Genomic DNA, 22,437 nt, shown 5'->3' on the forward strand with positions numbered 1-22,437 from the left:
GTAAAACAAAGTGATGCAGGAGCACAAAATCAACAACCAACTTTTACATAGCCATTATTTTAAACAAAAAAAGTTCACAAAATTGTCGGGGACCTGGTCCCCGACAATTTTGTTTTGTTAAGTCTTTTAGCTTTTGTGTTTTGAATCGTTTTAAAATCGGTGAATCAATAGTATAATAAGGAAGATAGAGGAAGAAAAGGAATCTTTATAAAAACAATAACGAATATAGGGGCAGTATTTTAAACATTAAAGGTGAGGAGTGTTAACTCGATAGGATCTAATGCTTTTTTTCAATCAAACATTGGAGGGATGTTCGATGTTTTTCGGTAAAAGAAGGAAGAAGAAAAATGAGGCTGAGAGAAAAAAAGAAGTAAAAGTTGTTTCAGTCACGATAGATGATGTACGTGAGGCAGTAAACAATTATGCAAAATCCCTTCAAAAAGGAGTATCGTTAAGGAGCATTGTCCTTGATAGTCATGAGGTTGACTATGACCTACTATGTGACTATTTAGGTGGGAAACCAGACAAGCCATTTTACATGTCAAAAGAAACATTTGAAATATTCGAAGATCCTAATTACCCAAAGCATATTGATCAATGTCAAATTGCATGTGATCAATATTTGCTTGAAAAAGGAGAAGAACCTGTAATAAATGGTGACCCTTACCGAAAATTAAGTTATTTTAAGTTACAAGATTACTTAGTAGAGAAACCGCCATTTGATTTATATTTACATCCAGACGATCGTATGGTAACTCATCGCAAGTCGAAAAAATAGTGCAATGAGTAATGTCCCTAAATCATACTAAGTCGTTAAGCCCATTTGTAACTTAGGAGGAAAGGAGAAAAGCAGTGAGTTTTCCCAAAGTAGGCAGTAACATACAAGTACACAGCTATAAACATAACGGACAACTTCATCGTATTTGGGAAGAGACAATCATACTCAAAGGAACTTCTCATGAGGTGATTGGTGGCAATGACCGTATTATGGTACAAGAATCAGACGGTAGACAGTGGCGAACTCGAGAACCTGCAATCTGTTACTTTACTGCTGATCATTGGTTTAATTGTATCGGGATGATCCGTAATGATGGGATTCATTATTACTGCAACTTAGGCACGCCATTTACTTATGATCACGAAGCATTAAAATATATTGATTATGATTTGGACATAAAAGTATTTCCAGACATGACGTACAAGCTGTTGGATGAAGATGAATTTGCATTACATAAAAAACAAATGAATTATCCAGATGAAGTCGAAATTATTTTGCGACGAAGTGTTGATGAACTTGTTTCATGGGTCAGCCAGCAGAAAGGACCTTTTGAACCTGGTTTTATTGAATATTGGTATGAACGCTTTTTACAATATCGATAAGCAGGGTGTGAAAAAACATAAGCGGCTCTTATAGGGCCGCTTCTTTCTTTTAACAGAAACGTTGGTCAAAAGTGGACGTATATTTCGACATGCTCTTAACAAAAAAGAAGTGTTGTTTAACGATTATGGTTATCCTAAGAGAGAGCAGGAGGAGGTGCAACGGTTGGATAGTATTAAACGGTATTTACAGTTTGTAAAGCCTTATTGGAAAGAGATTATCGGGACAGTCATTATCGGAATGCTGAAATTCGGGATTCCACTTGTTATCCCACTCATTTTAAAATACGTTATTGATGATATCATCGGTGCAGCTCATTTAACATCCGATGAAAAGTTAACGCAGTTGTACTGGCTTATGGGCATCGTTCTTTTTATATTTATTGTGTTTCGTCCACCGATTGAATACTATCGACAATATTTTGCACAATGGATCGGTAGTAAAGTACTTTATGACATTAGAGAAAAACTCTTTACCCACTTGCAAAAATTAAGTTTAAAATTTTACTCCAACCGTAAATCGGGAGAAATTATTTCACGTGTGATTCATGATGTAGAACAGACGAAAAACTTCATTATTACAGGAATGATGAATATTTGGTTAGACATGTTCACGATTGTTGTAGCAATTATAATTATGTTTACGATGGATATATGGCTGACATTGATCGCGATTTCTCTCCTTCCATTTTACGGTTTCGCGATTAAATATTTTTACAGTCGATTACGAATGTTAACAAGGCAGCGTTCTCAAGCATTAGCTGAAGTTCAAAGTCATTTACATGAACGACTGCAAGGGATGAACGTGATTCGAAGCTTTGCTTTAGAGGATCATGAGCAAAAACAATTCAATAAGCAAAATGATAACTTCTTAGCCAGAGCCCTTGATCATACACGTTGGAATGCGAAAACTTTTGCTGTAGTAAATACGATAACAGACCTTGCACCAGTTTTAGTCATTGGAGCAGCAGGTGCACTTGTCATTCAGACGAACTTAACCGTCGGTACGATGGTCGCTTTCGTGGCATACATGGACCGTCTTTATAACCCTCTACGTAGACTCATTAACTCTTCGACTACACTAACACAATCGATCGCTTCGATGGATCGTGTTTTTGAACTTGTTGATGAAAAATATGATATTGAAGATAAACACGGGGCCGTTCCTTACCGTTTTCCGAAGGGCGAAGTTATCTTTGATCAAGTAAGCTTTAGTTATGATGAAGATGAAACGATATTAAAAAATATGAGCTTCACCGTTCAAGGTGGCGAAACAGTTGCGATTGTTGGTATGAGTGGCGGAGGGAAAAGTACAATTATGGGTTTAATCCCACGCTTTTATGATGTAACAAATGGGCGAATTCTTATCGATGGAAAGGACGTTCGTGATTATGAAGTCCGTTCACTTCGCGACAGAATTGGCATGGTTTTACAAGATAACGTCATTTTTAGCGACTCCGTGAAGTTTAATATTTTAATGGGGCGACCTGATGCAACAGATGAAGAGGTTGTCGAAGCAGCCAAAGCGGCCAATGCACACGAGTTCATTTTGGACTTGCCAGAAGGGTATGATACAAATATCGGAGAGCGTGGTGTAAAGCTGTCGGGTGGGCAAAAACAAAGAATTGCGATAGCACGAGTGTTTTTAAAAAGCCCGGAAATTCTTATTTTTGATGAAGCGACAAGCTCATTAGACTTAGAAAGTGAGCATTTAATTCAACAGTCATTATTCCGCTTAGCGGAAAACCGAACGACTTTCATTGTTGCGCACCGTCTATCAACAATTACCCATGCAGATCGAATCCTTGTCATTGATCACGGCGAATTAGTGGAAATGGGTACACACGATGAATTGATGCGAAAAGAAGGCGCGTATCACCGCCTCTTCCAAGTTCAACAATTAAATTAACGAGAAAAAACAGAGGTCAATTTGCGACCTCTGTTTTCTTAATAGTCTAGGAAATTATAAAATATGTGCTTGTGGATAAATTTCTAGCTAGTGGTTACGTCTAGCTTCAGCGACGAGCGTTACTTCTCAGAGGTACTTCGAGTTGTCTCGACGGATAAATCTTCGAAGGAAAGCTAGTAGAGGAAGAGACAGCTACGCGCCTACTTGACTCCTGCGTCACTTCGTTTTACTCGTCGCAAAGCTGCAAGGAAGCAAACTCAATGCCGTAGCTTCGCTCGAGGTCGCTTCGCCCCGTCATTTGAAGTCTTGAGCGACTTTCTTCATGCCGGGCCTCCAGCGCTTGTCGCTCGTGTACAAGGCGCTTGCGCTTTTGTTCTTAAAACTCTTTTTCACTAATATCGACTTCGTTTTCATCTTGATGGAATGTATAAAAGCCATCCATTAACCGGTCTAGGTGTTCTAACTCTTCACTGTACTCAATGATAAGAGCAATCACAGGGAAGAAGTGAATCCATTCATTTCGATCAATTTCAGGTGTTTCATAATATTGCATGAAAACTTCTGTTAATTGTCTTTTCCCGAGACCAACCTCTTCATAAAGCTCATCTGTTGAATGTGGCTTTACCTTCCCGGCATATTTTAGCAAAATTCGTTCATGATAGTTCGTTAAATAATCAAGCTGAGTAATTAAGACTTCTTCCATTTCTTCTGGAAGTTGATTTAACACATTTTCATGCTTGCTTAAACTTCCTAATATTTCCTTGGCTTTTTTTGTACAGTGAATCATTTGGCGGAATAGAACAACTTTTCTCATTCGTGCGTATTCATTTTTACGGAACAAGTTTCGTTCATCTTTATAAAGTGCAAAAATATTATCTACCTTTAACATGTTTTCGCGGATCGTATCTATATCCTTCTTTAACGTTTGGTACTCAGCATCATGGCGAATTAATAGTCGAATCCATTGAATGATTTGCTCGTTAATATTCGTAACCTTATGGTATAGTAGGTTTTCATGCTTTGGTGGAAGAAAAATCATATTTACTATAAATGCTGAAACAACACCAATCATAATTAATAGAAAACGATTTAGTGCAAACGGGATAAATTCATCTGTCGGATTACCCATAATAATAATTGCCGTAACAACTGCCAATGGTATAATGGCTTCTTTATTTAACTTTAAGTGAATGGCGATGACGAGTAAAACGACAACACCGATAACAAATGGTTCGTGTCCGAATGCTAAAACGAAAATGATGGCTAGTCCTGCACTAATGATATTTGCCTGCACTTGATCCCAAATTAATGTAATGCTTTTATGGACGGAAGGCTGTACGGCAAAAAATGCGCCTAACCCAGCGAACGCTGGTGTATCATACCCTAGCCAAATTGCTGCATATAAAGCTAAAGTCACAGCTAAACCTGTTTTAAATATACGGGCTCCAAGCCTCATAGTTTTTCTTAATCCTACCCTTTCAGATCGTGTATTTCCTTTTTTGTAAACGACTTATCATATGAAAGGTTTCACATTTTCCTACTCATTTATTAATGATGTAAGAGCTTTATATCGAGTGTGTTTACTCTTAGGATATAAAATTTGTGTAAACTCTTCCAATGATAAGAAATAGTTGAAGTGATTCGATGGTTATTTTAGGTACTATACACTTGTTTTCAAAAAGTTTCAAGTAGTATTTAATGGATTCAGATTATTCTATATACCCATTTTTGTTGAAAAAATAACGGTAGTGGCATGTCATCTTTGGGTATTTGAAAATTAGCTAAGCCTATGTATGTCTTGCGTGCAAAGGTATGACCTCACGTGCGAAGGTATGACCTCACGTGCGATAATCCCATCTCATGTGCATTCACAACCTCTCGAATATGAGAACTTTATTATAATGACAAAAAAGATGTCAGGCTCATAAGAAGAGCCTGACATCTACGAACATTATTACTCTGTTGAAACAGCTGGGTCTGCTTGTTGTTTAACTGGAACGACTTGTTTAAAGTTTTCACTAGGATTTTTCATCAATTCATCAATGATGGCTGCTTCATCGAATTGCTTCTGTTCGAGAAGTTCTTGATGATATGTCGTTAATAATTCAGTAACATCATCAATACCATTTTTGTTTAATGGCTCTAATGATACTTTCGCCCCTTTTGCAATACGAGTTTTTAGTGCTTTCTCATCTAAGCCCATTTCAGGGTCGTGTCTTAAGTAAACGACACCACCAGTCATACCAGCACAAATCCATGGACCTGGGTCGCCGAGAACGAGGCCGCGCCCATTCGTCATATATTCAAAGGCAAAGCCTTTTAAATTAGCGTGAATGCCCATACCGTATTTACGTCCAGGTTTTAAAGGCTTTTTCAAGCGACCACCGAAAATCATGTCAGCTCCAGATAAGCGGATTCCTGCGCGAGAATCTGCGTTTCCTTGAATAATGAACAACCCTTGTTGAGCTCCATAGGCTGCCCCTTTTCCGACAGAACCGTTGACAAATTCCCCACGACCTCCGATCGATTTGAAAATTTTGAAGCTGCCTCCGAACGATGTTTTTCCGACACCGTCTTGTGCGCCTCCGTCAATGCGAATATTGACACCATCACTGTTATAGGCACCTAAACCGTTTCCTAGGACGGAACCTTTCGTAAAGTTTAGATCGACCTTAGGTAACTCACGATAGGAGCCATCCAGTTTTCCGCGAACGCGGTGGCAAGAGACGCGGCTACCTAATACGCGTTGTTCTGCAGTGACAGCCTCATATGAGCGAGACGTTGTTAATTCTTCAACATTGCCATCTAAATATTCAGCGCCGACTGCAACGGCTAGTTGTGATTCTTCTTCAACGACATGTAGAGGTTCGAATGTCGCTACATCTTGTTCTGGTAATGTCGCAAGCAAATCTGTTAAGTCCATTTGGTCATGACCATGTACTTGCTCTAATAGATCCGAGCGCCCAACAAGCTCTTGCGTGTTTTTAAAACCAAGTGCTGCTGTTAGTGCTTGTAATTCTTCACCAAAAGCGCTGAATAAGTTTTTCAGGCCTTGGACGGCTAGATCGTATTCACGAGGTACAAAACGTCGGAGCCCGTGTTCTTTCGCTTGAGCTTCGGATTCAATTTGTGTGGCGATTCCGACGTGACAAGTGTCTAAGTGACAACCACGGCAAGCTGTACACCCAACAGCAATCATCGATAATGTTCCAAAACCAATTCGGTTTGCACCTAAGAGCATGAGTTTTATAGCATCAGCTGCACTTTTGACACCACCGTCAGCCCAAATTTCAACTTTATGACGTAATCCAGCTTCTAAAAGGGCAAAGTGTGCTGCCTTTACGCCAATTTCGGCAGGGAGGCCGACGTGTTGTAAAGCGTGAACACGTGCTGCACCTGTACCGCCGTCAAAGCCACTTAATGTAATATAATCTGCTCCAGCTTTTGCGATACCGACGGCAATCGTTCCGATGTTTGGTACGATCGGTACCTTTACAGCAACTTTCGCTTGGTCGTTCGCTGTTTTAATTTCGGTAATCATTTGGGCAAGGTCTTCAATCGAATAAATGTCATGGTTGTTTGAAGGTGAAATTAAGTCAGAGCCAGTAGTCGCGTTACGTGCAGCAGCAACTTTTTCTGTTACCTTAGATCCAGGTAAGTGACCACCTTCACCAGGTTTAGCGCCTTGACCAATTTTTATTTCTAATAAGTTTGATGAGTTTAACAGTTCAACGTTTACACCAAATCGTCCTGATGCAATTTGTTGGCCTCGTGTATTCGGATATTTTCCAAGCATATCTTTAATTTCGCCGCCTTCTCCGTTAAAGCTGATCATATTCAGCTGATCAGCAGCTTCGGCATATGCACGGAAGGCCACTTCGTTTTGTGAGCCAAACGACATTGAACTAATCATAAATGGTAAATCATGATTTTTTACCCCGACATTGACGTCTTCTTTAATAACTTTCGAATCCACTTGTTTAAACGATGTTAAGTGGCGAATGTTAATTGGGTTTTTCGCTTCTTGTTCATCTAATTTCTCCCGATAAGCATCGTATCCTGCTTTTCCAGAAGCGAGGTCACCAAGAGACTTCCATAGTCGTGGGAAAATATGAAAGGTCTTTCCAGGGCGCACTTTATCATTTTCAAAGTCTTCTTTACGTTTTAAGCTTTCTTCTTTCATTTTTTCAAAGTTATAGCCTAAGTCTTTGCTAGCTAAGAAGTTTACAATATTTAAACGATCAGCAATTTCTTCGTTTAATCCGATGGAAGAAAAGAGTCTTCCATATCCACGAAGTTCATGGATACCGATTGTTGAGATAATTTTTTCTAAGCCTTTATTTAATGCGCTATACAACTTTGTTGCAGGCTTCGTATCTTCATCAACAACCGTTGCGAACATAATGTATGGATGGATGATGTCAGCACCAAGTCCAAATGCAACGGCAATATCGTGTAAAGATCGAATACTCCCAGAACGAAGTACAATTGACCCTAAACGACGTTTCTCTTTCTTTGTAAGCTCTTGATCTAACGTTGATACAGCTAAATGGGGGTCAAGCCAATAATGATCCTCCTCATGTGTACCATCATCATCAAGAACAAGTAAAGTTTTACCATTTTCTAACGCCTCTGAAGCTTCGTTAACAAGTCTTTGTAACGATGTTTTAACATCTTCATGTTCGAGCCTGACCATTGAGAGGGTATGAACTTCATTCGTTTGTCGGTAGCGTTTAAGTAATCCTTCGTAAGAAAGTTGGCCGTATTTTTCCTCTAAGGTTTTTCCAGACATTGCTTCTGCAACGACCGGTGAGTCGAGTTGTAAAATGGTACTCAAAGGTTCCTTTCCAAATAAGGCAGGGCGTTTCCCAATAACAACGCGTGTTGAGAAATGCTCCATTTCTCGGTCTCTATCAATGGCAGGGTTTGTGACAACCGCAACACTCTCTTTAATAAAGTCAGAAATGTTTTGTCTACCTGGGTGCATCGCGGCGAGCGGAGCATCGTGACCTAATGAACGGATCGGTTCAGCTCCTTTGTCTGCCATCTGTTCAATTAACTGAATATGTTCACGATCCCAACCATTTGCTGCATAAACAGAAGGTGGGACATTTAGCTGAAACTGAATTGTGTCAGCTGGACTAGTAATCTCTGTATTTAATCGTTTATTTGCTCCGTCAATTGGTAGTTTTGAAGACATACGCTCGTAAACTTCTTCTTGAAGTTCATCATGCCAATATACTTCAATTGTTCCTTGTTCATTTCGAGACAGACCTACTTTTTCACCTGGAGCGAATGGTTTTGGCTCAGATAAATAGTGATCTGATGTAAAGATTCCTTGTTCTGATGAGAAAATGTAGCTTGATTCTGTTTCAAGCATCCAAACAGGGCGTAACCCAAGTGAATCAACACTAAAAACAGCTTCATTACCTAAGCGTGAAATGATCCCCGCTGGACCTTGGGCGAAATGTCCCCAAGCCTCGCGAATATACGTAAATAAATCTTGTAACTGCTCAGGATAATGCTTGATTTCATTTATGATTGGCGGGAATAAGATTTCCATCGCTTCAAAAAGTGATAGTTCATGTTTTGAAACAAATGTATCGATCACACGGTTTAAATCTTGAGAGTCACTTCCTCCGTCAACAAGAGGAACGCCAATCATATTTGCTTCATCACGAAGCTTTGCAATTGTATTGATCTCCCCGTTATGACCGATGACACTAAACGGTTGAACGCGGAAAAAATTCGAAAGTGTATTCGTTGAATAACGATTATGTCCTAATGTTGTTGTGGATGCCACATTTTTGTTTGCTAAGTCATTATAATAATTTGGCAAAATGTCTCCGCCGCCCATCACTTTATATACGGCATGTTCGTGGCTGAGAGAAGCGACATGTACGGCAGGATTCTTTTCAAAATCAATCGTTAATTCAAAAAGAAGTGCGCGTAATGATGTCATCGACATGTCTTTGTCGCCAACTAACGCCACTTGCCAAAAAGTAGGCTCGTGTTTTTTAGCAATTGGCCCTAGTGCTTCTCGGTTTGTTTCGGAATCACTTTCAAAAATAAGAGTAAGTCCTTTTTCGGCAAAGTTTTGTTTCATGTTAGTTTTGTATGTTTCTACATCTGTTCCTTGCTCAATAAAAATGTGTCCGACAGTAAATGATGGGTGATTAACAAGTGTTGGATCACGGTCATATTGTTCAAGCTTTTCTTTCCAAAGAAGCCTTGGAATGTCAATGTGAATTCCTACGCCATCACCTTCCTCGTTAATAAATCCGGCACGGTGATTCATTTTAATAAGTGCATCAATCGTATTGTCGATATTTTCTTTTGTAGGGATATTTTCTTTTTCAATAAAAGAAACGATTCCGCAGCTATCATGCTCTTCTTTTAATGCTCCTTGAAAGTTTTCAATCAGCTTATTTTTATTTTTCATAAATTCGGTCACAGCTGACCTTCACCTCCTAAAAAATTCTCTAAAGAATGGGTACCGTTAGATCACTACTTAACGTTAGGCAGACATTCACCTCCAACTTAACAGAATTGTCAGAATTATGATTACTTTATCATCTATCCAAGAATAAATCAATTATTTATACATTTTCACGGTTGAAACATACAGTTTTTCATAGGTTAGTAATGTAGCTTCATCATTACGGACATCAATCTGTAAGCGTTTTCAGTATTTTTTATAAAAAAACAAGAGTGAAAGTTTATTTTCACTCTTGTTTAAAGGTGTATATTTATGCGAGGTTCCAGTTAGAGAAGACATCGTCAACTGCTTGAATCGTTTCATTAATATCATCTTTCGTATGCTCTGTTGTTAAGAACCAAGCTTCATACTTTGAAGGGGCTAGGTTAATTCCTCGATCAAGCATTTGTTTGAAAAAGTAAGCAAACATTTCTCCGTTGCTGTTTTCTGCGTGTTCATAATTGCTTACGTGGTCAACTTCGAAATAAACAGTTAGTGCTCCTTTTAATCGATTCACAGTTACTGGTATTTGGTGCTTTTTAGCTGATGCAACAATACCTTCTTCTAGGGTTGCCCCTAGTCCATCTAATTTGTCGTAAACACCGTCTTCTTTTAAAACCTCAAGACAAGCGATTCCTGCACGAATCGAAGCTGGATTTCCTGCCATCGTTCCTGCTTGATAGGCAGGTCCCAAAGGTGCAACTTGTTCCATGATTTCTTGCTTTCCGCCGTATGCTCCAATCGGTAGGCCACCACCGATGATTTTTCCGAGAGCTGTCATGTCTGGTTCAACGTTTAACAAGTTTTGTGCCCCACCATACATGAAACGGAATGCGGTAATGACTTCATCGTAAATGACGAGGGCACCAGCTTCGTGGGCAAGGTCGTTGACTTGTTCTAAAAAGCCAGGTTCTGGCTCAACAATCCCGAAGTTTCCGACGATCGGTTCAACGAGAACACCTGCAATTTCATCTCCCCAATGTTGAAGGGCTTCTTTAAAGCTGTCGATATCGTTAAACGGAACCGTAATCACTTCTTTAGCAATACTTTTTGTAACACCAGCCGAGTCTGGGTTACCTAGTGTAGACGGGCCAGACCCAGCTGCAACAAGGACGAGATCAGAATGTCCGTGATAACATCCTGCAAATTTGATAATTTTATCTCTTCTTGTATAAGCACGAGCAACGCGAATCGTTGTCATCACTGCTTCAGTACCTGAATTGACGAAGCGTACCTTTTCCATAGAAGGAATCGCTTCTTGAAGCATTTTTGCAAATTTGTTTTCATAAATAGTTGGTGTTCCGTATAAAACACCATCCTCTGCAGCTGCTTGAATCGCCTTCGTAATGTGGGGATGAGCATGTCCTGTAACAATAGGTCCATATGCAGCTAAATAATCTAAATATTTGTTGTCATCTACATCCCAAAAGTATGCTCCTTTTGCCTTTTTCATGAAAATCGGGTGACCGCCACCAACGCCTTTAAATGAGCGAGAAGGACTGTTTACTCCCCCTAAGATCACTTCTTGTGCTTCTGTATATAATTGTTTTGACTGATCGTACTTCATATGATGGTCCTCCTTATGTACAAACTAAACTGTTCAGTTTTTCACGCTCTATTGTAACATGAATGCGATTGATAACTATAACTATGCTCTAAATGGTGAAAGTCGCAAGTAAAAAGAGTAAGTCGCAAGTAAGTGGTGAAACTCGCAAGTAAAAAGAGTAAGTCGCAAGTAAGTGATGAAACTAGCAAGTAAATCTGAAATGCTACAAGTAAGACACCGTGAATTCGAATGAAGTGAAGGATAGGGGATGTAGTGTTTGTGCTCTGGTGTGAAAGGATTGAATTTTTGAACGGACATACTGATTTTTTCAGTGGTTCCGGTAAAAGGTGCTATACCTCCGTCTCGGAGGAGGTCAAACTTTTTCGAGTGCGATCCACATTATTTTATGTGCAATTCAAAAGTGGTGAACAAACCGTAAAAGTGGTGAACAAACCTCAAAAGTGGTGAACAAACCATAAAAGTGGTGAACAAACCATAAAAGTGGTGAACAAACCGTAAAAGTGGTGAACAAACCTCAAAAGTGATGAACAAAACTCAAAAGTGATGAACAAAACTCAAAAGTGATGAACAAAACTCAAAAGTGATGAACAAAACTCAAAAGTGATGAACAAAACTCAAAAGTGATGAACAAAACTCAAAAGTGATGAACAAACCTCAAAAGTGGTGAACAAAACTCAAAAGTAATGAACAAAACTCAAAAGTGGTGAACAAACCATAAAAGTGATGAACAAACCATAAAAGTGATGAACAAAATCCAATATATCCCTTCGTACTATAAACACTCTTCCTTGAATCTCGACGCCCCTTTCGTTAAACTTATAAAGTTGTGGTGAGAGGAGGATATAATATGAATGTCATTGAAGTTCATAACCTTAGAAAAGAATTTAAGTCGTATTCAAGTCGGCAAGGGTTAGCAGGAGCTTTTCGCGATTTGTTTACGAGAAATTATAAAATTTTACGTGCAGTCAACGACATCTCTTTAAATATAAAACAAGGAGAGATGGTCGGTTACATTGGAGAAAATGGAGCGGGGAAATCAACAACCATTAAAATGTTGACCGGAATTTTAACCCCAACAGCTGGTGAGGTTCGTGTAAATGGGATGAACCCACATAAAGAAAGAGAAAAGTTTGTGCAAACGATCGGTGTCGTTTTTGGTCAACGGTCACAGCTTTGGTGGGATATTGCCGTTCAAGAATCTTTTAAGCTACTAAAAAAAGTGTATAAAGTTTCAGATGAGGATTATGAATCTCATATGAAAGAAGTTATTGAGACGTTAGAAATTGAACCTTTATTAGATAAGCCAGTTCGCAAGCTTTCTTTAGGTCAACGTATGCGTTGTGAATTGGCAGCGGCGCTTATCCATAACCCGCCACTTTTATTTTTAGATGAGCCAACGATTGGTTTAGATGTTCTTGTAAAAATGAAGATCCGTGCTTTCTTAAAGGAAATTAACCGAAAATATAAAACAACAATTTTGCTTACAACACATGACTTAGCTGATATTGAAGCACTATGTGACCGAGTTGTTCTATTAGATGACGGAAACATCATCTATGATGGTAGACTAGAACAATTGCAAAAAAATTGGGTTGAAGGAAAGCAAGTACATTTTGAATTTCACGAGGAAGCATCACTCACGTCATTACAAGTGTTAACGCAAACCTATGACGTCAAGTGGCGTAAAGGTGAGAGAGCCAATCAATGGATCGCAACGGTCGAAGGGGACGATGATGCTGTTTCAAAAGTGATGAGTGAAGTGATGGCGGTCCATCCAATTGCTGATGTGAAATTAAACCAAGTGTCGACCGAAGAGATCATCCGAAACATTTACGAAGAAGGCGTTGTCCATGGTTAATGTAAGTATGTATCTCGAGATGATACGGATTCGTTTCTTAATGATGCTTGCCTACCGAACGAATTATTATAGTGGCATTTTAATCTATTCTATCAATATCGGTGCCTATTATTTTTTATGGCAGGCGATCTATGGATCTCAAGAATCGATTCAAGGTTTAAGTGTCACGCAAATGACGACGTACGTGGCGATTGCGTGGATGGCGCGTGCATTTTACTTTAACAATATTGATCGTGAGATTGCTCAAGAGATTCAAGAAGGAAAAGTTGCCGTTGAAATGATTCGTCCTTATAACTATTTAGGGATGAAGACAATGCAAGGGCTCGGAGAAGGGCTGTTCCGGTTACTCTTTTTCTCAGTTCCGGGAATGGCTCTAATATGGCTTGTATTCCCCATTGATTTTTCGAATTCAATAAGTATTTGGCTATTATTCTTTGTATCAATTATTTTTAGTTTTATCGTCAATACGCAAATTAATTTAATTACAGGAATCTTGACGTTTTTCTTAATGTACAATACCGGATTAATTCGAGCAAAGCGAGTGGTGATTGACTTGTTTTCCGGACTGTTGCTTCCGATCTCGTTTTACCCGTTATGGGCGCAAGACATTATGAGCTTTTTGCCGTTTCAAGCGATTAGTTATATTCCGTCGATGATTTTTACAGAAGGATTTACAGGTACTGAAATTTATTCTGCACTCGGTATCCAATTGTTTTGGTCACTGTTTTTATTTATTCCGATCCAAGTGATGTGGATCATCGCAAGACGTCAGTTAATCGTGCAAGGAGGGTAGATCGATGTTTTATGTCTCTATATTTTTTCAATACGCCTCTCAATATATGAAAACGAGAATGAGTTATCGAGCAGATTTAGTTGTTGAACTTTTTTCAGATCTACTTTTCCAAGCAGTGAACCTGATATTTATTCTTGTCGTTTTTGGCCATACGACTTTACTTAGCGGTTGGAGTAGGGAAGAAATTATTTTTATTTATGGTTTTTTCTTAGTGCCGTATGCGATTTTCTCTTCGTTTTTTAATATTTGGGATTTCAATGATCGTTACATTGTAAAAGGTGAAATGGACCGAGTATTAACAAGGCCGATTCATAGTTTGTTTCAAATCATTATTGAACGAATGGAACTTGAATCGATGTTCGGTGTGATCACAGGGATTGTTATTATGTTCTATGCTGGATCACAGTTAGGGCTTGCGTTAAGTTGGTATGATCCGTTTGCATTTTTCTTAATGGTGATTGGTGGTTCACTCATTTATGCAGGGATTTTTATCATTTTAGCGAGTATTAGTTTTTGGTCTGATAGTAAAACAGATATTATGCCGATGATGTATAACATCGGAAACTACGGTCGTTATCCTGTCGATATTTATAACCAAGTAATTCGTTACGTACTAACATGGATACTACCGTTTGCATTTGTCGGTGTATATCCATCGGCGTTTTTCTTAGGGCGCACAGAATGGTATGGTTATGCGTTTTTAACGCCGGTTATGGGACTAGTTTTTATTACGATTGCGGTTGTATTATGGAATGAAGGTGTGAAACGTTACCGCGGAGCGGGAAATTAACAATTAAATAAAAAGATTTATGGTCCCTTGTCCTAAAAGTCTTTATTTACTCATATGGTAAATGGAGGTGATGCGAATGAGGGACCTCTTTTTTTTAATCATTATTGGTTCTGCGATTGTTGCGATTTTAATGAGCTTTCGTCTATTGTTGAAAAATCAGCCGCTTCATGGAAGTAGGATTTCATTTCGAAATTTCCTCGTACTCATAGCCGTCTATATTACAGTCATGGCAGGGTTCGGTGTGATTTATTTAGGACTTGAATTAATGGGGATTGATGTCTTAATTGAAGGGAATGAACTTGAACATGACACGTTCCTTCACCTTGTAGAAGACGTATTATATTTTAGTGCAGTAACACTCATGACCGTTGGATACGGAGATATTATTCCACAAGGGATCGGAAGGTGGATTGCGATGGTACAGGCGTTAATTGGTTATTTGCTCCCGGCGGCCTTTGTCGTTACAACAGTCATTCATCATGATAAAAAAGCAGAACGTTTGTAGCTTTTTCTTAGATTGGTTATCCTTAATAAAGGATACAAAAGAATTTTAAGAAAAGCTTCAAGGAGGAAATAATCATGACAGTAGAAGTAGGACAACAAGTACCTGATTTCACATTGGAAGCAAATGGCGGCAAGGAAGTAAACTTATCAGATTATCGTGGCAAGTATGTAGTACTATATTTTTATCCAAAAGACATGACACCAGGTTGTACAACCCAAGCATGCGACTTCCGTGATAATCATGAAAGCTTTAAAGATGTAGATGCTGTAATTTTAGGAGTGAGTCCAGATCCAGTTAATCGTCATGAGAAGTTTATTGACAAGCATGACTTACCATTTGAACTGCTTGCAGATGAAGACCATAAAGTTGCTGAAGAATTTGGAGTTTGGAAGTTAAAGAAGAATTTTGGGAAAGAATATATGGGTATTGAGCGTTCAACATTTATTATTGATAAAGAAGGAAAGTTAATGAAAGAATGGCGTAAAGTTCGTGTGAAAGGTCATGTAGAAGAAGCGTTACAATATTTAAGAGAAGAAACGAAGTAATCGGTTAGGCGGTCTGTTGCTTTTAGGAGTTCCATCATATTTAGGTTTGGTCTACAGGCTATTTTTCAAAGAATAGAGTTGATAGCCCTGTCCATCCCCTTCTTTTTACCATAGTTTATATTGAATCTATGGTAAAGGAGGGGATTCTTATGTCTTACAGACCTACTACAATTTTCCCACTAGTATTAGTATTGTTTATCTTGTTAGTGATCATTGGATGTTTCTGTGACTTCTAAAGAAAAATAAAAGGTGAGGGTCTGTCTATAAAGGCAGACTCTTTCTTTTTCCAATGATAGACACTTTCACCATTTATAACAGGACTAATGGTTTTGCCCTGTCCCCCCCTTATTGTTTTCATAAGATAAATTGTAAGTTATTTAGAGTAAAGGAGGGGAAAAATAATGTGTCATAAGCATGCACAGCCAGTATCGATTTTCCCATTAGTATTAGTATTGTTTATCTTGTTAGTGATCATTGGATGTTTCTGTGACTTCTAAAAAGTGAAGGTGAGACATTATCACTATTTACAACAAAATTGATTATATTGCCCTGTCTATAGGTCGCTTTCTCTCATAAGGTGTAGTGTAATTTATTATAAATAAAGGAGGATTTTTGATGTCTGATTGCTACAGAACACAGCCATTTACTGGATTTCCATTAGTGCTTGTACTTTTCGTTCTTTTAGTGATTGTTGGTTGCGCTTGTGCGACTTGGTAAGAATGAGAAGGTGAGTCTGCCTAGTGAAGGCAGACTCTTTCTTTTGAGTTTTATGGGTAGTCATTTTCACTATTTACAACAAAACTAATGATTTTGCCCAGGCCATTCTTCCCCTTATTCCATAAGGTATAGTGTAATTTATTACAAATAAAGGAGGATTTTCGATGTCTGATTGCTATAAAACTCAACCATTTACTGGATTCCCATTAGTGCTTGTACTTTTCGTTCTTTTAGTGATTGTTGGATGCGCTTGCGCAACTTGGTAAGCATTAAGTTAAGAGTCTGCTTTTAGACAGCAGGCTCTTTCTTAAGTTTATGAATTTATAAAGCTTTAGCACCGATGCTAATTCCGCGAGCGCGTTGCTTGAGCGCTGTCGTTTTTCTTATAAATAGACAACTTCATCAATTATAAACGAACTAATTAAAAAGCCCTGCCCGAGCCTCTTTTGTGACGTAGTATATATTGTACTTTATTTTAAATAAAGGAGGGCTGCAAATGTCTGGATGCTATAAACCAACGACAATTTTTCCATTAATTCTTGTACTGTTCATTTTGTTAGTGATCATAGGGTGTTATTGTGCTTGGTAAATGCTGAGAGTCTCCATGCTAAAAGGCTGATTCAATCACCATTTATGAATCAGCCTCTTAGTATTTTTGCTCGTATAAATGTTGTTCAATGATTTCCCATTCAGGCGTTCGTAATATTTGCCCGTTTTTATCAAGAAGAAAATAAGATGGCACTTCATTAACTTCTAATAACTCTTGTTGAGTTTCGTTAAATGAAAAATATTCGACTGCGATGCCGTCTTCTTGGATTTCCAAAAACTTTTGATGGAGCTCATAGATTTTATCTGGACTTTCTGTTCTGTCTATAAAGCTAATAATCACGTATTTGCCTTCTTCAACTGGTGAAAACATACCAAGATAGTCTTCTGGTGTAATCGGATAGACCTTCAACGTATCGGCTGTATAATGGGGGAGAAGAGCAAACTGATAATTAATGTAGTTTGGATAATTGGATTGTACTTCTCGTTCAAATGCTTCAAGTACATTGACTGATACTGAAAAATTGGCTCTTGAAAAATGAGGGCTTTCAACTTCTTTTCCTGTACTCCCATCAATAAAAATTGTTTCATCAGTCAACTCGATTAAATAAGCTTCCACATGATAAGACTCATCTAATTCTTCTGGTTTATTCATTTTAATATTTTTACCACCGTAGTTATCTTCAACAAAGACTCGAATCACACCTGAAGAATTTCCTCCACCCATATATTTACCGTGTATATCATATGACTCTTCTGTAATCTCTTCTTGCTCTTGTGAACATGCGGTTAAAAATATAAGTATTAAAAGTAAAATCTTCATGACATTGTTCTCCTTATTTTGCCTAGTTGAACCTTGATATAATTATCCTTTGAATATTGAATGATTTCATCATCACTTACTAAATATTGAACAACGCCACGTTCGTTCATTAAAATATGTGTGTTATGTTCTGAAGCCCCTAATATTTGTTGGTTTCGATTCTTTTTATCTAATTCAAAAGTTTGGCGATCGATCTTCTGCTTCCTTTACTTGAATTGATTTAGCAGGTTCGTAAATTTATTCAACTGATTATAGTCTTTCTTTTCATACGAGTAGAAACTTAGTAAGACGTAATCGTTTTCGTTAACTGGTAAATAGGCATATACGATGTCGTCTACTTGATAGGGGTGTACCTTTATTTTTTTAGCTTCATAAATGGGGCTAAATGATTGGTCGTAACGAATGTAACGTTGTAAAGGTGTTTTTTCACGTTTGAATTCTCCTGCTACTTTTACGGATACTTTTTGGTTTAATGAGTCTAACGATGCTATTCCTTGTTCGTTTGTAACCCCTTTCTCATCCACGAAAAACATGGTATCCGGACGAATGTGAATGCGGTAGGCTTCCGCGATATACCGTTCAATTTGATGACGGTTCACATCATTTTTAACATAACTTCCTCCAAAGTTGTCTTCGACGAGAACAGTTAACATATTGAAGTTGTTAGGGGAGCCGATGATACGCCCTTCAAGGTCGTAACTAGTTTTCTCACCATGGCTGCAACTATAAATGAAAGATAACAGCAATGCCATGATAAACACTTTAGAAGTGGTCATCCAATCACCCCTTTTCATTTCATTCGCCTTCGGATTGTTCGGCTAAAAAGTCATAGACATCTTCTTCGTCATTTGTTTTTAAAGCAATACCTTCAGCACCTAATAAAATGAAAGTTGGATACTCATCAATTTCAAACATTTCAATAATACCTTTTTCGGTCTCGGGTGTTTGAAAACGTCCATAATGATAAATGTTAAACTCTTCATTTAATTTGTTTTCAAACTCAATAAAGTCATCCCAAATCTCCTGCGAATTATCTTCATAAAAAGCGTGTAAACGATAGTCACCTTGATTTACAGGTGAATGAAACTGTACATATTGCTCCTTACTTGGTGGGGATATGTAAATTTCTTTTGCTGTATAGACGGGAAGGAGCATAGGGTTGTGAACGACATAGCCACCTCGGTTCATAGTTTCGCTTTCAAAATCTTCCTTTACGTTAATAAAAATTTCAGATGCTTGCTCGAATGAGTGAGTCCTTAATCCGTCTTCTTTTGTGATTTTTTCACCTGTGTCTTTTGAATAAATGTCAGTTTCCGGTGGGATCCATAACCGATATGCTTCTAGTAAATAATCTTCAGGAACTTCACCTTGGTACATAAACTTCATATAAGACCCAAATAAGTTATCTTCGACAAAAATAAGGGCATGCCCAATTCCTTCGGGCGGGTAATAAAAATTCAAAGCAATCCCTTCAATATCAAATTCAGATTCATTTATGGATTCAGTGTCCGAACAGGCTGTAAGGGTGACGATAACTAATAGAATTAAAGATAAATATTTCACTTTGACCTCCTGGATAAGTTCTAAGATACTATGTAAAATTTTAACATGGTTATGAAACTTGTTGAATGATTTTTAGGTCATAACATTTTCAACTGATTCAACTGAAACGTAAAAAGGTCGACACCGGCGTCCACCGAGAGCGGAGCACAAGGCATTCGCTTCTCCAAAATCCCATCAAATTGCGACGAGTAAAACAAAGTGACGCAGGAGCACAAGGCATTCGCTTCTCCGAAATCCCATCAAACTACGACGAGTAAAACAAAGTGACGCAGGAGCACAAGGCATTCGCTTCTCCGAAATCCCATCAAACTGCGACGAGTAAAACAAAGTGACGCAGGAGCACAAGGCATTCGCTTCACCGAAATCACATCAAACTACGACGAGTAAAACAAAGTGACGCAGGAGCACAAAATCAACAACAAGCAACACTTCTTCGAACAACTTCGATCTGCCCCGACGCATTCACTGCTATGCGTTGCAAGTAGAGGAAGGGCAACCAACTTTAACATAGCCTTGGCTTAAACTTTGTCTTCGTAACTGTTGTGATCATGATTGTAAATGCAATGGTGAAAATATAAGTATAAATGTTAAAAAACAGCGTGTTTGTATATTGATTAAACCAGCCAAATCGATAAATTTTAGAATCAGCTACAGTTGGTGTTCCTCCTAAAGCATCAAGAAGTGAAGTAATATGTATGGTGTGAAAAATCGAGGCTAGAATCATGGTAGGGAGCGTAATAATGAGAACGATTCTTAAGGATAAGGTGGAACGTCTGTACCATTCGGTAGAAAGCATGTAGCAAAAAACTGAAAAGAGTAAGATGAACGGAAGAACAAACAAAATTGCAGGGTTACCGTTTCCAGACCATGAATCTGGAGAGGCCGTAAATAGATCAATAACGATCAAAAATACGATGTTTGTAAACAATATAACTAGTAATGTCGTATTTATGGTTGATGTTCTTAATTTTCCTTGTCGATACTTTTTAAAGAATGGTGATAACCATATCGCAAAAAAGATCAAAAGGAAGCTGATAAATATAAGGGTTTGCATTAATTTTCCCCCATTCATAACTTTTAAGGAAATTGTATCATGAAAAGATTCGGGTGATGCATTCCATTTGGAAAAAGAAGAAAAAATGTTCGGGAGTGTGCTACACTGATCATGAATTTGTTACAATTAGATTCAAGTATGCATAAAGTTTTTTTCATAGATTAGATGAGAGCGGAGTGACGAATGTGAAACAATTAATGCCCTTTGTTTTAATAGCCTTAATTGTAGGTGGAGCAATGTTATTTTTAAACGATTCGTACGAAGCTGAGCTTGATCCAGATTGGAGTCAAACTGAAGCGATGGATCATTGGGAAATGACGTTCTTTCTTGATAATGTTCATGAAGAGAAGCCTGAAGTCGGAGTAAAACTAGAATCGATAAGAGAAGAGATTGATATTGAAGCGATTGAGTTTTTTGTCGATACTCAGTACGGTGGATTTTTCTTTCAAGATTTAGATGTTGAGGGTGGAACACGTTCATTTACTTATACAGAAGAATGCGATTTCTGTTTAGAAGCAGAAAGAAACATGTTGCCAGGGAACGTCATAGTAAACTGGCGTGAAAAAGATGAGGATCGAATCTTCTCGGAATTCTTCCATTTCGATATACAGTTAAACCACTAATACTTAAAAAGGAGCAAATGATATGTCAGACTCACGTATAAAGAAATTAGCAACGACTTTATTAGACCATTCCTTAAAAGTAAAAGACGGAGACAAGGTTTTAATCAAAGGGCATTCCGTAACAAAAGATTTGATTGTCGAATTGATTGATCAAATTTATGAAAGAAATGCTTTCGCCTTCACACAATTATTGGATGATGAAATAAACCAACATTTATTAATGGGAGCAAAGTCAGAACAAACAGAACTTCAAGCAAAGTGGGCGATGCAGCAATATAAAGATATTGATTGCGTTATCGCGATCATCGCTGAAGAAAATGATGCTGAACTTGCAGAAGTACCGCCTGAGATTTTTAAAATGCGCGGAGAGATTTTTAAGCCGGTTAATGAATTCTACATAAACCAACGAAGATGGGTACTTTTAAATTATCCAACCCCTGGTTTAGCACAAAAAGCGGGAATGTCAACGAAGAAATTCACAGACTTCCTATTTAATGTATGTACAGCTGACTATGAAAAAATGGAACGTGCTTTTGAACCATTAAAAGAATTAATGGACAAGACAGACCGTGTACAAATTAAAGGATCAGGAACAGATTTAACGTTTTCGATAAAAGGCATTCCTACAGTACCTTGTGCCGGGGAGGCGAACATTCCTGACGGGGAGATATATACTGCACCTGTTAAAGAAAGCGTCAATGGAACGATCACATATAACACACCCTGTCCGTATCGCGGAGTTACGTTCAATAATGTCTCTTTAACATTTGAAAATGGAAAAATTGTAAAAGCTACTGCAGATAAAGAAGAACAAATTAATGATATTTTTAATACAGATGAGGGTGCGCGCTATGTTGGTGAGTTTGCAATAGGGGTGAACCCGTTTATTACTGAACCGATGGGGGATATTTTATTTGATGAAAAAATTGCAGGTAGTTTGCATTTTACTCCAGGTGAGGCATATGGGGATGCAGACAACGGCAATAAGTCATCGGTTCATTGGGATATGGTATTAATTCAAAGAGAAGAGTTCGGCGGTGGTGAGATTTATTTCGATGATGTACTAATTCGTCAAGACGGACGGTTTGTTCTGCCAGAATTAGAAGGATTAAATCCAGAGAATCTTAAATAAGAAAATGCGATTGGACGAATTAAATAGGTAAACATGTAATAAATGGGACAGATGTCCAAGCGGAAAAAAGGCAAATGCATATAAATAAAGAGACTGGTGACAGTTAATCCCTCTTTTATGAATAGAGCACTCTCACTTTTAGGCGAGATACAATCTC

General features: G+C 38.1%; 21 protein-coding genes. 14 read left to right on the forward strand and 7 right to left on the reverse strand.

Features of this window, described 5'->3' with window-relative positions; all coding sequences use genetic code 11:
- The first annotated feature begins 316 nt into the window (after positions 1 to 316).
- The 3 genes from LGQ02_RS04835 (at position 317) to LGQ02_RS04845 (ending at position 3,286) form a co-directional block, all read left to right on the forward strand.
- Positions 317 to 778 carry a DUF3939 domain-containing protein gene (locus LGQ02_RS04835; protein WP_226517096.1) on the forward strand — a complete coding sequence of 154 codons (462 nt, stop codon included), beginning with the start codon at positions 317 to 319 and terminating at the stop codon, positions 776 to 778.
- Between the two features lie 74 nt (positions 779 to 852).
- Positions 853 to 1,380, forward strand: coding sequence for a nucleoside tri-diphosphate phosphatase (gene ntdP / locus LGQ02_RS04840; protein WP_226517097.1), 528 nt, complete (start codon positions 853 to 855; stop codon positions 1,378 to 1,380).
- Between the two features lie 163 nt (positions 1,381 to 1,543).
- Positions 1,544 to 3,286, forward strand: a complete 1,743-nt coding sequence (locus LGQ02_RS04845; RefSeq protein WP_226517098.1) for an ABC transporter ATP-binding protein — start codon at positions 1,544 to 1,546, stop codon at positions 3,284 to 3,286.
- A 376-nt stretch (positions 3,287 to 3,662) separates the two neighbouring features.
- Here LGQ02_RS04845 and LGQ02_RS04850 read toward each other — a convergent pair whose 3' ends face one another.
- From LGQ02_RS04850 to LGQ02_RS04860, 3 genes are all read right to left on the reverse strand, one after another.
- The gene (locus LGQ02_RS04850; RefSeq protein WP_226517099.1) at positions 3,663 to 4,742 is read right to left on the reverse strand and encodes an FUSC family protein; all 1,080 of its coding nucleotides are present in this window, start codon (positions 4,740 to 4,742) and stop codon (positions 3,663 to 3,665) included.
- 498 nt (positions 4,743 to 5,240) lie between these two features.
- The gene (locus LGQ02_RS04855) at positions 5,241 to 9,728 is read right to left on the reverse strand and encodes a glutamate synthase-related protein (protein WP_226518224.1); all 4,488 of its coding nucleotides are present in this window, start codon (positions 9,726 to 9,728) and stop codon (positions 5,241 to 5,243) included.
- 307 nt (positions 9,729 to 10,035) lie between these two features.
- A complete protein-coding gene (locus tag LGQ02_RS04860) occupies positions 10,036 to 11,331 on the reverse strand; it encodes a glutamate-1-semialdehyde 2,1-aminomutase (RefSeq protein WP_226517100.1) in 1,296 nt (431 codons plus the stop codon).
- A gap of 847 nt (positions 11,332 to 12,178) precedes the next feature.
- Between LGQ02_RS04860 and LGQ02_RS04865 the strand changes: the two genes are divergently transcribed.
- The 9 genes from LGQ02_RS04865 to LGQ02_RS04905 all read left to right on the forward strand — a co-directional run bounded on the left by LGQ02_RS04865 (position 12,179) and on the right by LGQ02_RS04905 (position 17,128).
- Positions 12,179 to 13,189, forward strand: coding sequence for an ABC transporter ATP-binding protein (locus LGQ02_RS04865; protein WP_226517101.1), 1,011 nt, complete (start codon positions 12,179 to 12,181; stop codon positions 13,187 to 13,189).
- A 7-nt stretch (positions 13,190 to 13,196) separates the two neighbouring features.
- Complete coding sequence (locus tag LGQ02_RS04870) at positions 13,197 to 13,982, forward strand: ABC transporter permease (RefSeq protein WP_404802403.1); 786 nt, start codon at positions 13,197 to 13,199, stop codon at positions 13,980 to 13,982.
- Positions 13,983 to 13,986: 4 nt separating this feature from the next.
- Complete coding sequence (locus LGQ02_RS04875; RefSeq protein ID WP_226517103.1) at positions 13,987 to 14,772, forward strand: ABC transporter permease; 786 nt, start codon at positions 13,987 to 13,989, stop codon at positions 14,770 to 14,772.
- Positions 14,773 to 14,848: 76 nt separating this feature from the next.
- Complete coding sequence (locus tag LGQ02_RS04880) at positions 14,849 to 15,277, forward strand: potassium channel family protein (RefSeq protein ID WP_226517104.1); 429 nt, start codon at positions 14,849 to 14,851, stop codon at positions 15,275 to 15,277.
- 74 nt (positions 15,278 to 15,351) lie between these two features.
- Complete coding sequence (gene bcp, locus LGQ02_RS04885; RefSeq protein ID WP_226517105.1) at positions 15,352 to 15,822, forward strand: thioredoxin-dependent thiol peroxidase; 471 nt, start codon at positions 15,352 to 15,354, stop codon at positions 15,820 to 15,822.
- 401 nt (positions 15,823 to 16,223) lie between these two features.
- Positions 16,224 to 16,319 carry a sporulation protein YjcZ gene (yjcZ, locus tag LGQ02_RS04890; protein WP_226517106.1) on the forward strand — a complete coding sequence of 32 codons (96 nt, stop codon included), beginning with the start codon at positions 16,224 to 16,226 and terminating at the stop codon, positions 16,317 to 16,319.
- 118 nt (positions 16,320 to 16,437) lie between these two features.
- Positions 16,438 to 16,539: a YjcZ family sporulation protein gene (locus LGQ02_RS04895; RefSeq protein WP_226517107.1), complete on the forward strand. Its 102-nt coding sequence runs from the start codon at positions 16,438 to 16,440 to the stop codon at positions 16,537 to 16,539.
- A gap of 164 nt (positions 16,540 to 16,703) precedes the next feature.
- Positions 16,704 to 16,805 carry a YjcZ family sporulation protein gene (locus LGQ02_RS04900; RefSeq protein WP_226517108.1) on the forward strand — a complete coding sequence of 34 codons (102 nt, stop codon included), beginning with the start codon at positions 16,704 to 16,706 and terminating at the stop codon, positions 16,803 to 16,805.
- 230 nt (positions 16,806 to 17,035) lie between these two features.
- A complete protein-coding gene (locus LGQ02_RS04905; protein ID WP_226517109.1) occupies positions 17,036 to 17,128 on the forward strand; it encodes a YjcZ family sporulation protein in 93 nt (30 codons plus the stop codon).
- Positions 17,129 to 17,185: 57 nt separating this feature from the next.
- Here the strand turns inward: LGQ02_RS04905 and LGQ02_RS04910 are convergent, their stop codons facing one another.
- The 4 genes from LGQ02_RS04910 to LGQ02_RS04925 form a co-directional block, all read right to left on the reverse strand.
- Entirely contained in the window at positions 17,186 to 17,908 is a 723-nt protein-coding gene (locus LGQ02_RS04910) for a hypothetical protein (RefSeq protein WP_226517110.1), read from the reverse strand.
- 206 nt (positions 17,909 to 18,114) lie between these two features.
- On the reverse strand, positions 18,115 to 18,684 hold the full coding sequence (locus LGQ02_RS04915) for a hypothetical protein (protein ID WP_226517111.1): 570 nt from the start codon (positions 18,682 to 18,684) through the stop codon (positions 18,115 to 18,117).
- 19 nt (positions 18,685 to 18,703) lie between these two features.
- On the reverse strand, positions 18,704 to 19,471 hold the full coding sequence (locus LGQ02_RS04920) for a hypothetical protein (RefSeq protein ID WP_226517112.1): 768 nt from the start codon (positions 19,469 to 19,471) through the stop codon (positions 18,704 to 18,706).
- A gap of 502 nt (positions 19,472 to 19,973) precedes the next feature.
- Positions 19,974 to 20,525, reverse strand: coding sequence for a hypothetical protein (locus LGQ02_RS04925; protein ID WP_226517113.1), 552 nt, complete (start codon positions 20,523 to 20,525; stop codon positions 19,974 to 19,976).
- A gap of 185 nt (positions 20,526 to 20,710) precedes the next feature.
- Between LGQ02_RS04925 and LGQ02_RS04930 the strand changes: the two genes are divergently transcribed.
- Together LGQ02_RS04930 and LGQ02_RS04935 are read left to right on the forward strand one after the other, a co-directional pair.
- Positions 20,711 to 21,148 (forward strand): hypothetical protein, encoded by a 438-nt coding sequence (locus LGQ02_RS04930; protein ID WP_226517114.1) that lies wholly within the window; start codon positions 20,711 to 20,713, stop codon positions 21,146 to 21,148.
- A 22-nt stretch (positions 21,149 to 21,170) separates the two neighbouring features.
- On the forward strand, positions 21,171 to 22,280 hold the full coding sequence (locus tag LGQ02_RS04935; protein ID WP_226517115.1) for an aminopeptidase: 1,110 nt from the start codon (positions 21,171 to 21,173) through the stop codon (positions 22,278 to 22,280).
- Positions 22,281 to 22,437: the final 157 nt, after the last annotated feature.

This window comes from Bacillus shivajii, assembly GCF_020519665.1.
In the GTDB taxonomy this organism is placed as follows: Bacteria; Bacillota; Bacilli; order Bacillales; family Salisediminibacteriaceae; genus Bacillus_CA; species Bacillus_CA shivajii.

Coding starts and splice junctions, on each gene's coding strand:
- LGQ02_RS04895 (WP_226517107.1), top strand. CDS start 16,438: ATGTCTGATTGCTACAGAACACAGCCATTTACTGGATTTCCATTAGTG.
- LGQ02_RS04855 (WP_226518224.1), bottom strand. CDS start 9,728: ATGAAAAATAAAAATAAGCTGATTGAAAACTTTCAAGGAGCATTAAAA.
- LGQ02_RS04905 (WP_226517109.1), top strand. CDS start 17,036: ATGTCTGGATGCTATAAACCAACGACAATTTTTCCATTAATTCTTGTA.
- LGQ02_RS04870 (WP_404802403.1), top strand. CDS start 13,197: ATGTATCTCGAGATGATACGGATTCGTTTCTTAATGATGCTTGCCTAC.
- yjcZ (WP_226517106.1), top strand. CDS start 16,224: ATGTGTCATAAGCATGCACAGCCAGTATCGATTTTCCCATTAGTATTA.
- LGQ02_RS04865 (WP_226517101.1), top strand. CDS start 12,179: ATGAATGTCATTGAAGTTCATAACCTTAGAAAAGAATTTAAGTCGTAT.
- LGQ02_RS04880 (WP_226517104.1), top strand. CDS start 14,849: ATGAGGGACCTCTTTTTTTTAATCATTATTGGTTCTGCGATTGTTGCG.
- LGQ02_RS04860 (WP_226517100.1), bottom strand. CDS start 11,331: ATGAAGTACGATCAGTCAAAACAATTATATACAGAAGCACAAGAAGTG.
- LGQ02_RS04915 (WP_226517111.1), bottom strand. CDS start 18,684: ATGACCACTTCTAAAGTGTTTATCATGGCATTGCTGTTATCTTTCATT.
- LGQ02_RS04925 (WP_226517113.1), bottom strand. CDS start 20,525: ATGCAAACCCTTATATTTATCAGCTTCCTTTTGATCTTTTTTGCGATA.
- LGQ02_RS04875 (WP_226517103.1), top strand. CDS start 13,987: ATGTTTTATGTCTCTATATTTTTTCAATACGCCTCTCAATATATGAAA.
- LGQ02_RS04850 (WP_226517099.1), bottom strand. CDS start 4,742: ATGAGGCTTGGAGCCCGTATATTTAAAACAGGTTTAGCTGTGACTTTA.
- bcp (WP_226517105.1), top strand. CDS start 15,352: ATGACAGTAGAAGTAGGACAACAAGTACCTGATTTCACATTGGAAGCA.
- LGQ02_RS04910 (WP_226517110.1), bottom strand. CDS start 17,908: ATGAAGATTTTACTTTTAATACTTATATTTTTAACCGCATGTTCACAA.
- LGQ02_RS04935 (WP_226517115.1), top strand. CDS start 21,171: ATGTCAGACTCACGTATAAAGAAATTAGCAACGACTTTATTAGACCAT.
- LGQ02_RS04835 (WP_226517096.1), top strand. CDS start 317: ATGTTTTTCGGTAAAAGAAGGAAGAAGAAAAATGAGGCTGAGAGAAAA.
- LGQ02_RS04900 (WP_226517108.1), top strand. CDS start 16,704: ATGTCTGATTGCTATAAAACTCAACCATTTACTGGATTCCCATTAGTG.